This is a genomic window from Bacillus sp. RIT 809 (genome assembly GCF_016892495.1).
In the GTDB taxonomy this organism is placed as follows: domain Bacteria; phylum Bacillota; class Bacilli; order Bacillales; family Bacillaceae_G; genus Bacillus_A; species Bacillus_A cereus_U.
In genome coordinates, this window is sequence record NZ_JAFEMR010000035.1 from 1 (window position 1) to 14,955 (window position 14,955).

The window sequence follows — 14,955 nt, forward strand, 5'->3', positions numbered from 1 at the left end:
TCTTTCCCAAAATCAAAATGAAGATGATTTTCCCACTGAAAGTATATGGACGGTACTAATGTAACTCCTGGGAATGTTTGATTCATATATTCTTTTAATTGCATTTTTATACCCTTTCTACTCTACAATTTCTTTTAAATACCAATATGCTTCTTCTAACCACGGGTGTATGACTTTTAATGTATCTTTTCTTTCCCACAAATATGAAATATATACAAAAGCAGCATGTTCTAAAGAGTTTCCTAAAGCTTTTTTTACATTTATTAAATATGGAGGTGTCCCTATTTGATCCCATTCTAATTTATCAGCAACAAATAGTACTAAATCCATCTTCGTTGCATGTTTACGCAAAGTAGTGTGGCAACAGATAGCATTTAAAACTTCTTTATCTTCTACTTTAAATACCTCTTTTGCAATTACTCTCGATAATTTTTGATGAATAATCATTGGAAATTCTCGTTCTTCTTGTAATATTTCTATTCCAAATTTTTCAGCAACTATAATCCGCTCCTCGTTCGGAAAGATTGCACTAATATCATGTAAACACCCTGCAATCGCTGCTTTTTCTTCATCTTCATAAAATATTTTCGCAATTTTTCTCGCCTCATTTGCCACACGAATTGAATGTTTATATGTAACTTCTTTATTGTATTTTAATAGAAAAGCTTTAATATCATTTTCTATTTTTCCAGTTGGAGTAAATGAATATATATCATTATATAACATAGCAAGTCCCCCTTATAACTATCTTTCAGTATAATGTGGAGTTTAAATATCCTTCTTATTTTATATTCGTTATGAATGTTTTAATTCCTTTTTAATACGATACATGAAATTTTATGTAGAAACATTACTACATAATACATAAATGTTTGATATTATAGTAATGTTGATTAATTGTAAGGAAAGGAACTAACTATAAAATGAATAAAAACATATTAATTATTGATGATGATAAAGATATTGTAGAATTACTGGCTGTTTATTTACGAAATGAAGGCTATAACATTTATAAAGCTTATGATGGTGATGAAGCATTACAAATGATATCTACATATGAAGTTGACCTTATGATTTTGGATATTATGATGCCCAAACGAAACGGATTGGAAGTTTGTCAAGAAGTGCGTGAAAATAATACTGTACCTATCCTTATGCTTAGTGCAAAGGCTGAAGATATGGATAAAATTTTAGGACTTATGACCGGCGCAGATGATTATATGATTAAACCGTTTAATCCACTAGAATTAGTGGCTAGAGTGAAAGCTTTATTACGAAGATCCTCTTTCCAAAATGCTACTTCCCAAAAGAATGAAGATGGTATTATTCGTATTCGTTCTGTTGAAATACATAAACATAATCATACTGTTAAAGTAAATGGAGAATATATTAAACTCACATCTATTGAATTTGATATTTTATATTTACTTGCGAGTAATACAGGAAGAGTCTTTAGTTCCGAAGAAATTTTTGAACGCGTTTGGAATGAAGATGGTTATGGTTCAAATAAAACTGTGATGGTTCATATTAGTAATTTGCGGGATAAACTTGAAACCGTAATGAATGGAGAAAAGTTTATTCATACTGTTTGGGGAGTAGGCTATAAAATTGAGAAATGAAGCTTTTGACATATTAAAAGATATCCCAAAATGGAAAATTATTTTTTGGCTCTTATTAGCTATCACACTAACCCCTATTACTGAATTAATTATTTATCGCCTCGTTACTAGTGTAATTGAGAGTTCACTTACTTTAAGTGAACTAGGAAAAGAATTCATTAGAATTTTTGGCCATGAAAAATATATTGGATTAAAAGAGTCTTTATGGATGATGATTGTATCTTATTTGTTTTTATTTTCTATTTTCTCATCCTATTTATACATTTTTTATCGTCATGAAAGAAAGGTTTACTATGAAACTTGTATAAAAAAAATGATTGAAGAGATTCGGTATATTGCAAGTGGAAACTTTAATCATAAAGTTTCCATCGTACACCATAATTATTTAGAAGAACTGGCAACTGGGGTCAATCAAATTATTGAGCAATTAAAAGTTTCGATTGATGAAGAAAGACAGGCAGAACAAGCAAAAAGCGAACTTATTACAAATGTATCACATGACTTACGAACCCCTCTTACATCTATAGTTGGATACGTAAATTTAATCCATCATGATAATTATAGAGATGAAGTAGAATTACGATACTATATTCAAGTCATTTACGATAAAGTAACTCGTCTTAATGCATTAATGAATGACTTGTTTGAATATACACGCGTTCAAAATAAAGAGTTAAGTTTATATTCTGCTCCCATTGATATTGTAGAATTGATTGGACAATTAACTGTCCAATTTCGGATACAGCTTCAAGAAGCTAATATTGAATGTCGCCCTTCTTTCCCATCTCAAAAGCTAATGGTACTAGCTGATGGGGATAAATTAGTACGTGTGTTTGAAAATCTAATCATAAACGCTATTACTTATGGAAATGATGGAGATCATATTGATATTACCGCTTACGAAAGCAATAACATGATTACAATTGATATAACAAATTACGGACAACCTATCCCTAGTACTGATTTACCTCATATTTTTGAACGTTTTTATCGTGTTGAAAAATCACGTTCAACAAACACTGGTGGATCTGGACTCGGATTAGCAATTGCAAAAAGTATTGTTGAATTGCATAAAGGAACAATTGAAGTATATAGCGATGATAAAAAAACAACTTTCACTGTAAAACTACTCCCTTATAAAGCTTAATACCACATATTTATAGGTTCAATTTTTTATCATATAAGAAATTGAACCTTTTATATTCCATCAATATCCAAAATTTAATAATTCTTTATAATTCTTTAGAAATTCTTTACCTTTTCTTTCTTCCTAATTAAGCATTCCTTTTTACAATAATATTATTGATGTAATAGTAGGAGGATCGCTTATGCAATTCTTGAAAAAAATAACAGTTTTATTATTATCTTTTCTCATTACTGCACTTATCGTTTTATATTTTTACCTTTATGTAAATGGTCCAATTATTCAAGCTAAATCAGCTATTTTAATAGATACTAATTCTGGTGAGATTGTTTATAAAAAAAATGAAAGTACTCCCATTCAGTCGGCCACTTTATCTAAATTAATGACTGAGTATATTGTGATGGAACAACTTCATGATGGCAAAATACAATTAGATGAATCTGTAAAAATAAGTAACGACGTTTTTCAAACCGAAACGAGTCCTATACATGTAACATCGAATGATAAAACAACCGTTCGTGATTTACTAAATACATTGCTTTTAACCGGAAATAATCGTTCTGCACTTGAACTAGCAGAACACATTGCTGGAAATGAAGCTAACTTTACAATGTTAATGAATGAAAAAGCAAAACAACTAAAGTTATCACAATCATCTCCATTTTTAAATTCCACTGGAATAAATAGCGAGAAGAATAAACAATCGATTACAACAGCAATAGACGCAGCCCAAATAGCTGCACAATTAATAAAAGACTATCCAGATGTATTAAATATAACTAAACTAACCTCTTACCCATTTACCTTCAAAGATTTTCAAGTTCTCAACACAAATAAAATGATTTACTCTCTTGATAAAAACATTAAACTAAAAGGTGTTGATGGCTTGCAAACTAGTTTGTCAACTAACGGTAATTATAGTTTTGTTGGTACAGCAAAACAAGGAGATACAAGGTTTATTTCTGTAGTATTAGACGCCAATGAAGAAAACACGGCTTTTGTTGAAACAAAAAAGTTACTTCAATACGGTTTTGAACCTACCTCATATTCTGCACTCCAAGCTTTCAAAGACGTTGTTACATCTTGGACCATTTTGCTTCAGTTTAAAAATTTAATCATACAAACGATTATGATCTTTTTAATCATTACCCTCTTAATGTTTTTACATATACGTCAGAAAAAATCCGAGGATTTCAACTAAGAAATCCTCTTATATATAAAAACCGACTTGTATTTGTGCAATACAAGTCGGTTTCTAAGTCTATAATCCTCTTCCAATTAAATTTGCTGAAACAGGTTGAAGATTTAATTCTCTCGCCCATATAGATAGCTGACCAATATGATGAATTTCATGTACAATTACATGTCGTAACACTTCACCAATTTCTTTTGAATTAAAATTTATTTATTTAACATCATGCTATATAAAATGGAGTATTGGCATTTTATATGAGGTCAACGTCAAGAAGCATTAGAAAAAGCAGGACAATAATATTATATTTGCTGCCATTCGCCGCATGAATTTAAGTCTTGCACTTATGACTATTTGGTTGAGCGATCGATATGTTTTGCTGAAATGTCAATATACCTTAAAAAGGAGCTCTCTTTATCAAGAGAGCTCCTTTTCTTATTTCTTCTTCTTTTCTGTCGGCTGGCTTTGTTTAGCGAAATTAGATGAATCATCGAAATTCGGTTGCTTTTTACCAGCATTATTACTTCTACCTTTTCCCATATGTAATGCACCTCCCTCACCCTTACTATTCCCAATAAAAAAATCCTCTTGCATCCAAGAGAATTTTTTATTGGGCTCTTATTAATAATGCCCAACTGTGCCCGTAGTACTTCCAACACTTCCAGCCCTGCCATACCATATTGGATGCTGTTGATCATGAATTAGTTATGTATAATATGTATCATCTCTTATTTTTTATGGCTTTTTACGATTTAGGTCTTGATAACGAATGACCAATATGCCGAACAATACGAAAGAATTAGAGAAATGCTGAATGATTTGAATAAAGTACCGAAACCAATTGTAACTGAAGATATGAAAGAACAACTGCAAATATGGCTTGTGCAATCACTACAAAACAAAGAGGAAATATTGATTTCATACTATCGTGACGGGATGGTCCACGACATGTACATAAATGTATTACATATCGAGCCGATGACGAGAACTGTGTATTGCACAGATACGTTTGGTTTGAATACCGAGTTTAAGTTTTATGTTAAAATAAATTTATTCAGAGAATAGGAGGGTACATATATGTCTGAACCAAAGATGAAAGAAACTGAAAATAGTGTAATTGAATTTATTGAAAGTGTGGAAAATGAGAAGAAGAAGGCAGATGCCTATCAGTTATTAGAAATTTTTGAAGGAGTAACTGGTTACGACGCTAAAATGTGGGGCCCTAGTATTATTGGCTTTGGTAGCTATCACTATAAGTATGCATCAGGACGTGAAGGGGATGCGCCTTTAGTGGGTTTTTCACCAAGAAAGGCGAAAATTAGTCTTTATTTGACCTACGAAAGTGAGGAAAGAGAAAAATTATTAGAAAACTTTGGTAAACACACGAAGAGTAAGGCTTGTATTTATGTTAATACATTAGCTAATATCGATATCGATGTTTTAAAGGATTTAATTAAACATACAGTAAAAACATATCAGAATCTTTATCCGAACGAATAAAGTTATTGCTTGATTTTAAGGGGCTGTGAACAGTTTGTCTACTTCCATTTTGATTCCAAAATTCTTTAAGGTTCTGACTTTATCGATTTCCCTCTATTTATTTGTGAAGCAAATTATATTAAATTAACAGGTAGTGTTAGTTCAATTAGGTTGATAACATATTACGCTAAAAAACGCTCAGAAAAATCTGAGCGTTTTCGCTTACCATTTATATTGCTAATTTACTTTTAAAATCTATACTAATTAAGTTGTTCACACCACTTAAACCATTCTTCTCTTACTTGCCAATTATATTGAAATAAAGTGTACACACTTATCTCTCCCCTACCCCACTGGTCCACTTAACGGCATCTATAATATAATGTGGCTCATCCTTTTGTACATATTCCTCTATACATTTAATCATTCACAATCACTTTTCTTCGATTAAGTTCCTCTAGTGTACGATCAATTATTTCCTTTACAGATAAAGATCCATCCAAGACAATATCTGAATTTGGTTTAACAGTATGAATTGCCTCTAAATAAGCTTTTCTCGCATGTGTCATGTAATGTTTCAAATCATTATGTATTTCACTCATTGTATCTTCATTAAAATCTCGCAAAATCCTCCTAGCCATCGTAATATCTAAAGGCGTATCGATAAATATAGTTACATCTATTAATTCGCGCATTTCACTATTTAAGTAGGCAAAGGGATAATCTACTATAATATAGTCTAAATTACTATTTTGTAGCAGATGCTGAATATCAGTAATTAATGGTGTTAGTACCCACTCATCATAATTCGCCCCATCATCAATCCATTTACAAATATCAGCAGGACAGTTATCAAATTTATAACTATCAAAGTATAGAGCCTTTGAATTCGTTAGCTCATGCGTTAAACTTTCTGTAATTGTAGTTTTCCCCCCTCCTGAAACGGCTGCAATTGAAATTATTTTTGTTTTTTTATTCATGATTTCCCACCAAACCCCTTTAGTTAACATAACATAATTATAAAGAACTGTTGTTAATTATTGTTCCATTCATATTCTAACATACTCATTTCCCATAAGTTCCAATACGTTTCTCCTACTTTTTTTGCCTCTCTTAATAAACCTTCTTTTACAAATCCTATTTTTTCGTAACATGAAATGGCTGACGTATTAAAATCATAAACACCAAGAGTAACTCTATGCAGTTTCAATTCTTCAAAAGCAACCTGAAGTACTGCTTTCATCATATATTTCCCTATTGAATGTCCTCTCATTTCCGTATCACCAACTAACACTTTTCCAATTCTAGCAGATTTATTTATATTATCTATTTGCCCAAGTGAAATATGACCAATAACTGCTTCAGTCTCTTCATCTATTACTTTGAAAGCGAGTGTATTTGTACTTTCTATATATTTCTCTAATTGCTGTTCATTTAAAGGATATGTAAATGCACTTCCTGACCATTGTATTAAGAATTCTTCGGAATCAATCCAATTAATTAATTGTTTGAAATCAGTTCTTGTAAATTGTTTCAGCTTGATCACTCTCATTCTCCTTTCACACAACCTTTTATACACCTTCAAATTTATTTCTATATGAAAAATATATTCCCTTTTAAATAAAATAAAAAGCCATTCATAAGAATGGCTTAGCATAAATAAAGCATAATTACTCTTTATTTGCTACGTCAACACCGTTAAAATCAAACTCATCAGCAACAGTTGTAGCAGGTGGTAAAATTGCTTCAATTTTACAAAGAGATATAATTGCTGCAACTGAACCAGGAATAGCAGCTAGCTTAACAACATCGCAAGTTACCGAAGAAACAGTACCTATATAAGTACGTCCTTCAGTGTTAATTCGCACTGTTTTATTAATTAATTTTTTAAGCTCATCTCTAATTCCTTGTACACAAGAGCTGTCACATTTCTCATTCTTTTCATTTTTACACTCTTCAAAAATGTCCCAACAATCATCATGCTTACACGTACATTTCTTTCTACAATTATTAAATCGAGAACCCAAAACTTCACCCCCTAATCCTTTCTACTAGTAAAGTATGTCCAATAGCTTAAAAGTGTATGAGACAAAAGCATAGAAACAAAAAAACAAACACTTGTACTAAACCTTCTTATTTATACTTTTAATAAGCCGGCTCCTTGAATAGGGACCACCTTTTCCTATTACTTCACATATACATAGGCTTTGTTCGCAGTGATATGGTGTATTTTTCCTTTAACATTGTGAAATATACATTCAGAAAAGCGTACTCCAAAATATGATATTATTTAAAATCTTAACGTTTCCTTCAACAAGTGTTTGTTGATTAATATCATAACCAGTAGTTCTCTCAACTATCTCTTGAAAATTAGCATAGTTTGTATGAATTCTATATCTAGTAGAAAGCACTCTATCATATAAAGGTAAAATAATAGGTTAATAAACAAGCCATTCTTTTACTAAAACATAGAATAGTATGAATCCTATTGAAGGGAGGTATAAAAGAATGTCCTGGAAAAATGATTGCTGGAGTTCTAAGAAAAAGCATTGTTGTGATGACTGGTGGAAATCTAAAGAAAAGAATCATTGTGATGATGATTGGAGTTCTAAGGAAAAGCATTGTAATGATGATTGGAGTTCTAAGGAAAAGCATTGTAATGATGATTGGTGGAAATCTAAAGAAAAGAATCATTGTGATAATGATTGGAGTTCTAAACGAAATAAGTGTCGTTGTAAATGTTTCTTTATTTGTTGTCATTGTAAAAGGAAAAATTGGTAATATTTTCAATATCAACTTAAAAGAGAGAACATGTCTTTTGTGACCGATAAATACTAGAATGTAATATACAAAAAGCTGACTAAGTATAGTCAGCTTTTTGTCAATGAACACGTAGAGATTTATTTTAATATAGTTCTTATTAGAAAAGGATTATTTTATATAGATTACTATGAGCATCCATAAAGCCAAGGCGCCAATGATAGCGAGCGCTATACGTGTAGATAGTACCCTTAATTCAAAGTCTGTTTTCTTGGAGGGTTCAGGATATGCAATTATGTAGATTCCCTTTAATAATGCAAGCCATGCAATAACCGTTAGGAACCCCTGCCAGTTGAATACCCATACATTATGTAGGATTACACTACCTAACCCTAGGAAAATCGATAGAAAACCATACATAATACCAAATCCTCTGTCTTCAACCACTAATTTTTTCAATTCACGTAGTACCGATGGACGTACGAAAAGTATTCCAGATACGATAACCGTTATCCATCCCCAAAACAATCCTAAAAAAGTACTAGTTTCCATTATTAGTTCACTCCCCTCAATTATTTATATTTCAGATATCCCCCCCTTTAGAACAATTCCAACATCTTTATATATAGGCTAAATTCTGCTCTTTTTTAATACAAACATGGCATATTCTATGCCCATCCTTAATCACCTCATTTCTCTACAAAATGAAATTTTTATATCATTCTTCATCATCATCTATCCGAATCAACCGAAGTCGCTTTACACTATTACCGCACACTTTTTCATAGCTTGGAGCTAAACATGCACCAAAGCCAATATAATGATTTATTCGCCTTTTCACTAACCTCTAAAATTGTCCCCTCTGTAATAAAATGATCACCTTGATACAATGTATACTCGCTTGTCCCATGGAATCATCATTATTCCCCTCCCTATTAAAATAGCGTTTTTGTTTCAAATAATGCTCTCATTAATTTGGATGCATTTACCAGTATATTTACCAAAAAATTCATGATATCGTTAACTAGTCGAGTACGTCATTACTTGACGATTACCCTTAGGAGCCCCGCAGACAATCGGGGTTCCTTTTATTTAAATAAGGATTTTGTTTAAACTTTAGAAAACTCATCTATATTAAACTATCTTCTAAAATTCCCATTGAACATTTATAATACTTTTAAACGGTTTAAATTCTACAATCAGTAATGGAGGCATTTTAATGGGAAACATCCCAAAAATATCATCACAACAATCAAATCCTAAGATACCCTCACAGCAAGTGAACCCTAACACCCAACAAGGTAATAATAAAAAAACAAGACGCCGTATTATAACTACTTTGGCTTTTATATTATCTGTAATTTTTGTCCTTCAATATTTTCTTAATAACCAACAAGAAATGATTAAAGAAAAACAAATCACGCTTAATACGGAGCAACAAAAATTATCTTCTTTAAAGAAGGATGGTCATTCCCTTAAAAATGATGTTAAAGCTTTAACAGGTAGTGAAGAAGAAATTTTAAAATTCGCAAGGAAACTGTATGGATTTTCCAAACCGAATGAAACTATATTTCAAATAACTGAATAAAATTACACTGCATTACCCAAAAGGCGATTTGACGATAATCGCCTTTTTATATTTAATTTCTAAAGTAAACATACTAATTTCTTTTTCTATCAAATAACTATTTTGTTTAATTTATTAAAATACAACCGCTTGTCCATTTCACATTGCTCTATCATTACATTTACTATTAGTAATACGATTTTTAGAGGTGATAAATAATGGACGAGTTTTTATATTTTGCTGCACTTAATCCGGGTTCTATTGGACCTACACTTCCACCTGTTCAACCCTTTCAATTCCCTACTGGTCCCACCGGTTCTACAGGAGCTACTGGTTCTACCGGACCAACTGGTTCTACTGGTTCTACTGGACCAACTGGACCAACTGGATTTAATCTTCCTGCTGGGCCTGCATCTATTACCTTGACTTCTAACGAAACCACAGCATGTGTATCCACTCAAGGAAATAATACTTTATTTTTTTCGGGTCAAGTATTAGTAAACGGTAGTCCTACTCCAGGAGTAGTGGTCAGTTTTTCATTTAGTAGCCCTTCTCTTGCTTTCATGGTTCCTCTTGCTGTCATTACCAATGCTTTAGGTAACTTTACCGCTGTATTTCTAGCCGCTAATGGGCCTGGAACAGTAACCGTTACTGCTTCACTTCTTGATTCTCCTGGAATAATGGCTAGCGTCACTATTACCATTGTGAATTGTCCGTAATGGTTTTATTTTTAAGTACTAAGTAATTTTTGATAAAATGAGCACTGATTTACAGTGCTCTTTTTTATCATTGGGACGTTCCTTTCAAATGAAATTTCGTAACACCCTACTAAAATAACGCTTTTATTAAGAACTAATGATCTTTATATTTCTTAAGCTTGTCATCACAAGTAATTTTTATAATTAGTTAAATTCTCAATATAGTTTGTGTATATAATTCCATTCAAAGATACATAATATCCACGTAACCACTTAAAAATACTTTGTTTTTATATCTAAGTTCAAAAAGGAGCTACATAACATGGATAAAAAAAATCTATTAAGTCAACAACTTGATTATGTGTCATCGGATGCGCTGAATACTCCTAGTAAAGCCCAAGAGCAAATGCAAGAAACATCTCAGGAGGCACATGATTCAAACAAAAAGGACAGTACTCAAGCTTTACATGGCGAAGATTTACCAATTTCAGATGTATATAGAACAACGAACAAACAGTAAATTTAAAAGGGAAAAAATCTTAAGAACCAGTGAACTTAATTCTTTTCCCTTTTCCTATTTAAATAACACTTTTATATGAAATCCGTACACATTTTTGACACATCCACTATCACAATCTCCTGAAAATTCGTGATAATATTAATTTGTCGGATACGCCAAATTTCGACATTGAACGACAATAATATCTCCCTTATTGAATCCCTGTCCCCCAGGGATTTCTCCTTTTATTCATTCCTTTTTTCTTCACTAAATTTTCATTCTTAACAAAATTCAATCACTCCATTGAATAGACAGCCACAGTATCCTATTTTGATAAAAACTAAAAACAAACAGACATACTTAACACTAATAGTAGATTTTTTAACTTCAAATTTACTTTTTCTCTCTTATCTTTTTGTAAACATTAAAAATGAGCTCTATTTACATAGAGCTCATTCGTAATTTTATAGTTTGCTAGACTGTAACCCCTGAATAAACGGAACTACTTCAGGATTTACAAGTGACGATAAATCTCCTAACTCTTTTCCTAAGTAAGCTGCTTTAATAACACGTCGCATTACTTTAGAATTTCGTGTTTTTGGTAAATCTTCTACAACGTGGATGTCTTTTGGACATAAAGCTTTACCAATATGAGAGTTTACTAAACTCATTAATTCTTTCTTTAACTCTCCAGAGAATATTACACCGTCTCGTAATACAACAAAACAATGACAAACTTCACCTTTTACATCATCCGGTACACCAACTGCCGCTGCTTCTATTACATCATTATGTTTCACAAGAATAGATTCATATTCAGCAGGCCCAATACGTTTTCCAGCAATGTTTAACGTATCATCTGAACGTCCTGTAATGATATATTGCTCACCGTCATAAATGACCCAGTCACCATGAACCCATTTATTTTCAAAACGTGACCAGTATGTGTTCACATAACGCTCATCATCTTCCCAGAAACTTTTCGTCATACCAACCCACGGTTTTTCTAAACATAATTCTCCGACTTCATCACGAATCAGTTTACCTTGATTATCAAGTACAACTGCTGCCATTCCTGGTAAAGATGCGTTAAAACTAATCGGTGCAATTGGCTTTATAAGAACATTACCGAAAATCCCACCAGAAATTTCAGTTCCACCTGAGTAGTTACAGATCGGGACCTTTCCTTTTCCAACTGTTTCAAACAGCCACATCCACGGATCTGGATTCCAAGGTTCTCCTGTTGATGCGAATACTTCTAAACTCTTTAAAGAATGTTTATTTACATACTCATCACCTTTTGCCATTAATGCACGGATTAACGTTGGCGAAATACCGAGATGAGTAATTTCATATTTATCAACTGTCTCCCATAAGCGATCTGCTTCTGGGAAGTCTGGAACACCTTCATACATAACCATTGTTGCGCCATTAATTAAAGAGCCGAATAGTAAAAATGGTCCCATCATCCAGCCCATATCAGTTACCCATAATACGCGGTCGCCTTGTTTTATATTCATTCCAAAACCTGCATCAAATGCAGATTTTAGCGGGAAACCAGCATGCGTGTGTACTGTCCCCTTCGGCTTACCAGTCGTTCCAGATGTATATATAAGCATTAATGGATCATCACTGTTCATTTCTTCAGCATGTATAAATGGTTTTTCTTTTTCTAACGTACTCCATGAAAAATCATAATTATGCGGTGTAAAATCATTTCCTGTATGACGAACAATTACCACCTTTTCAATAGTTGGACAATGTTCACAAGCTTTATCTACTTCATCTTTTAATGAAACAATTTTCCCACGACGTGAAAAGCCATCTGCGGTAATAATCATTTTTGAACCCGCTGCTTGTACACGTGTCATTACTGCATCCGCAGCAAAACCTGAGAATATTGGTGAAATAATCGCTCCAATTTTCATTACTGCTAACATAGCAACAACTGTTTCAGGAATCATTGGCATGTAAATTGTTACACGATCACCTTTTTCAATACCAGCATGTTTCAAACCGTTTGCAACACAGCTTACCCAGCTGTCAAGCTCTTCATATGTAAATGATTTCGAAGTTCCGTTTTCCCCTTCATACATAAGTGCTGCTTGTGTTTTCGTTTTATCGTCTGCAAGCCAGCGAGATAAAGCCGATTCTACAACGTTACAAGTTCCCTCAGTATACCACTGTGCAAACGGTGTACCATTTTCTAAATCTAACACTTCTGTATATGGTTTCATCCACTGATAGCCAACTGCTCTCTCAGCTTCTCCCCAAAACCAAGCTGTTTCTTCAATTGACTTATTATAAAAAGCTTCGTAATCTTCATAGCCTAATGATTTCATCCAACCAAATAAACGCGTTTTTTCTTTATATTCTTCTGTTGGAAACCAAACTGCTTGTTTCATGTTTTCCCCTCCTTGACTTTTTGAGCAAGAAAGCCCTAAATAGGGCTTTTAAACTGGATATACAGGATGTTTACGATCCGTGAATACTTGATATTTGCTCATATACATTTCGAATCGGCCTTTTAACTCTTCACGTAAATTGTTTGGATGAACAATACCATCAATCACCATCTCAGATGCTAAACGGTAAATATCAATATCTTTCTTATACTCTTCTCGTTTTTCAGCAATAAAGCTTGCACGCTCTTCTTCTGGTAAAGCTGCAATCTTATTTGCATATACAGCATTGACCGCTGCTTCTGGACCCATTACTGCAATAGAAGCTGTTGGTAATGCTAAGCAGCAATCTGGTTCAAACGCTGGACCTGCCATTGCATATAAGCCAGCTCCATATGCTTTTCGAACGACGATAGAAATTTTCGGTACAGTTGCTTCACTCATTGCAGAGATCATTTTTGCACCGTGACGAATAATTCCGGCACGTTCTACTTTTGTACCAATCATAAATCCAGGTACATCTGCAAGGAATAATAATGGAATATGGTATGCATCGCATAAATTTATAAACTTCGCTGCTTTATCAGCTGAATCGTGGAATAATACGCCGCCCTTCATACGCGGCTGATTTGCAATAATGCCAATTGGCTTACCATCAATGCGTGCTAAACCTGTAATTAGTTCTTGCGCAAATAATTTTTTCACTTCAAAGAAAGAACCTTCATCAATAATTCTGTTAATGAGATCTTTCATATTGAAAGGAGCATTTTGATTTTCTGGAATGATTTCTTCTAACGTTTTATCGAACTGTTTCGGTTCTTGAGGTGTAATCAAAGGAGTCTTTTCTAAATAGTTACTTGGAAAATAAGAAATATATTGTCTTGCTTGCGTAATTGCATCTTCTTCTGTTTTACATAAAACATCTCCGCATCCTGATACTGAGCAATGCATACGTGCTCCGCCCATTTCTTCTAAAGTTACCTTCTCACCGATAACCATTTCAGCCATACGCGGAGACCCTAAATACATAGAAGCATTTCCTTCAACCATCATAACAACGTCACAAAATGCTGGGATATACGCACCACCAGCCGCTGAAGGTCCAAATAATAAACAAATTTGTGGCACTTTACCAGATAATTTCACTTGGTTATAAAAGATTCTTCCTGCACCGCGGCGTCCAGGGAACATTTCAACTTGATCTGTAATACGCGCTCCAGCAGAGTCAACTAAATAAAATAACGGTACACGTAATTTCTCAGCCGTTTCTTGAATGCGTAAAATCTTTTCAACTGTACGTGCTCCCCATGATCCGGCCTTTACAGTTGAATCATTTGCCATTACGCACGCAGTACGACCATGTATTTTACCAGTTGCAGTTACAACGCCATCAGCTGGTAATCCTGTTTGTTCACAATTTGCAAATAATGCATCTTCCACATATTCGCCATTATCGAATAAAAGAGCTAAACGATCACGAACAAAAAGTTTTCCTTTTGCTTTGTTTTGTTCATGATATTTCGGTGCCCCGCCTTGCTTAATTGTTTCAACTCGTTCTTCAAATGAATTAGATTGTTGTTTTTGATCTAACATAT

General features: G+C 33.2%; 16 protein-coding genes and 3 pseudogenes. 9 read left to right on the forward strand and 10 right to left on the reverse strand.

Annotation, left to right across the window (positions count from 1 at the left end):
• Positions 1–104: pseudogene (locus tag JTF23_RS28510) on the reverse strand (DUF3885 domain-containing protein); the annotation flags it as partial.
• A gap of 13 nt (positions 105–117) precedes the next feature.
• Positions 118–726 (reverse strand): bis(5'-nucleosyl)-tetraphosphatase (symmetrical) YqeK, encoded by a 609-nt coding sequence (gene yqeK / locus JTF23_RS25165; protein ID WP_204210045.1) that lies wholly within the window; start codon positions 724–726, stop codon positions 118–120.
• Between the two features lie 197 nt (positions 727–923).
• Between yqeK and JTF23_RS25170 the strand changes: the two genes are divergently transcribed.
• From JTF23_RS25170 to JTF23_RS25180, 3 genes are all read left to right on the forward strand, one after another.
• Positions 924–1,619 (forward strand): response regulator transcription factor, encoded by a 696-nt coding sequence (locus JTF23_RS25170; protein WP_002110025.1) that lies wholly within the window; start codon positions 924–926, stop codon positions 1,617–1,619.
• Positions 1,609–2,766 carry a sensor histidine kinase gene (locus JTF23_RS25175; RefSeq protein WP_002110024.1) on the forward strand — a complete coding sequence of 386 codons (1,158 nt, stop codon included), beginning with the start codon at positions 1,609–1,611 and terminating at the stop codon, positions 2,764–2,766. Before JTF23_RS25170 ends, JTF23_RS25175 begins: the two co-directional genes overlap by 11 nt.
• Positions 2,767–2,947: 181 nt before the next feature.
• A complete protein-coding gene (locus JTF23_RS25180) occupies positions 2,948–3,964 on the forward strand; it encodes a D-alanyl-D-alanine carboxypeptidase family protein (RefSeq protein ID WP_204210046.1) in 1,017 nt (338 codons plus the stop codon).
• 60 nt (positions 3,965–4,024) lie between these two features.
• Here JTF23_RS25180 and JTF23_RS25185 read toward each other — a convergent pair.
• Positions 4,025–4,153: pseudogene (locus JTF23_RS25185) on the reverse strand (DinB family protein); the annotation flags it as partial.
• A 561-nt stretch (positions 4,154–4,714) separates the two neighbouring features.
• Here JTF23_RS25185 and JTF23_RS25190 point away from each other — a divergent pair.
• Positions 4,715–5,020, forward strand: a complete 306-nt coding sequence (locus JTF23_RS25190) for a YolD-like family protein (RefSeq protein ID WP_078174403.1) — start codon at positions 4,715–4,717, stop codon at positions 5,018–5,020.
• A gap of 12 nt (positions 5,021–5,032) precedes the next feature.
• Positions 5,033–5,455, forward strand: a complete 423-nt coding sequence (locus tag JTF23_RS25195; RefSeq protein WP_002110021.1) for a DUF1801 domain-containing protein — start codon at positions 5,033–5,035, stop codon at positions 5,453–5,455.
• 242 nt (positions 5,456–5,697) lie between these two features.
• Here JTF23_RS25195 and JTF23_RS28285 read toward each other — a convergent pair.
• The 4 genes and pseudogenes from JTF23_RS28285 to JTF23_RS25215 form a co-directional block, all read right to left on the reverse strand.
• Positions 5,698–5,766: pseudogene (locus tag JTF23_RS28285) on the reverse strand (DinB family protein); the annotation flags it as partial.
• A gap of 87 nt (positions 5,767–5,853) precedes the next feature.
• Positions 5,854–6,414 carry a nucleoside/nucleotide kinase family protein gene (locus JTF23_RS25205; protein WP_204210047.1) on the reverse strand — a complete coding sequence of 187 codons (561 nt, stop codon included), beginning with the start codon at positions 6,412–6,414 and terminating at the stop codon, positions 5,854–5,856.
• A gap of 53 nt (positions 6,415–6,467) precedes the next feature.
• On the reverse strand, positions 6,468–6,980 hold the full coding sequence (locus JTF23_RS25210; protein WP_204210048.1) for a GNAT family N-acetyltransferase: 513 nt from the start codon (positions 6,978–6,980) through the stop codon (positions 6,468–6,470).
• Positions 6,981–7,104: 124 nt separating this feature from the next.
• Complete coding sequence (locus JTF23_RS25215; RefSeq protein WP_002110017.1) at positions 7,105–7,461, reverse strand: hypothetical protein; 357 nt, start codon at positions 7,459–7,461, stop codon at positions 7,105–7,107.
• 461 nt (positions 7,462–7,922) lie between these two features.
• On the opposite strand from JTF23_RS25215, the gene JTF23_RS25220 reads away from it, so the two are divergent.
• On the forward strand, positions 7,923–8,258 hold the full coding sequence (locus JTF23_RS25220) for a hypothetical protein (RefSeq protein ID WP_307839260.1): 336 nt from the start codon (positions 7,923–7,925) through the stop codon (positions 8,256–8,258).
• A 107-nt stretch (positions 8,259–8,365) separates the two neighbouring features.
• On the opposite strand, the gene JTF23_RS25225 is transcribed toward JTF23_RS25220, so the two are convergent.
• The gene (locus JTF23_RS25225) at positions 8,366–8,746 is read right to left on the reverse strand and encodes a hypothetical protein (RefSeq protein ID WP_002127497.1); all 381 of its coding nucleotides are present in this window, start codon (positions 8,744–8,746) and stop codon (positions 8,366–8,368) included.
• Positions 8,747–9,413: 667 nt separating this feature from the next.
• Between JTF23_RS25225 and JTF23_RS25230 the strand changes: the two genes are divergently transcribed.
• The 3 genes from JTF23_RS25230 to JTF23_RS25240 all read left to right on the forward strand — a co-directional run bounded on the left by JTF23_RS25230 (position 9,414) and on the right by JTF23_RS25240 (position 10,979).
• Positions 9,414–9,782 carry an FtsB family cell division protein gene (locus tag JTF23_RS25230; RefSeq protein ID WP_016104905.1) on the forward strand — a complete coding sequence of 123 codons (369 nt, stop codon included), beginning with the start codon at positions 9,414–9,416 and terminating at the stop codon, positions 9,780–9,782.
• A 197-nt stretch (positions 9,783–9,979) separates the two neighbouring features.
• Positions 9,980–10,480, forward strand: coding sequence for an exosporium leader peptide-containing protein (locus JTF23_RS28290; protein ID WP_204210049.1), 501 nt, complete (start codon positions 9,980–9,982; stop codon positions 10,478–10,480).
• A gap of 301 nt (positions 10,481–10,781) precedes the next feature.
• Positions 10,782–10,979 (forward strand): hypothetical protein, encoded by a 198-nt coding sequence (locus JTF23_RS25240; RefSeq protein ID WP_088084176.1) that lies wholly within the window; start codon positions 10,782–10,784, stop codon positions 10,977–10,979.
• A 443-nt stretch (positions 10,980–11,422) separates the two neighbouring features.
• On the opposite strand, the gene JTF23_RS25245 is transcribed toward JTF23_RS25240, so the two are convergent.
• Positions 11,423–13,363: an AMP-binding protein gene (locus tag JTF23_RS25245; protein ID WP_204210050.1), complete on the reverse strand. Its 1,941-nt coding sequence runs from the start codon at positions 13,361–13,363 to the stop codon at positions 11,423–11,425.
• Between the two features lie 48 nt (positions 13,364–13,411).
• Positions 13,412–14,953: an acyl-CoA carboxylase subunit beta gene (locus tag JTF23_RS25250; protein ID WP_002017014.1), complete on the reverse strand. Its 1,542-nt coding sequence runs from the start codon at positions 14,951–14,953 to the stop codon at positions 13,412–13,414.
• Positions 14,954–14,955: the final 2 nt, after the last annotated feature.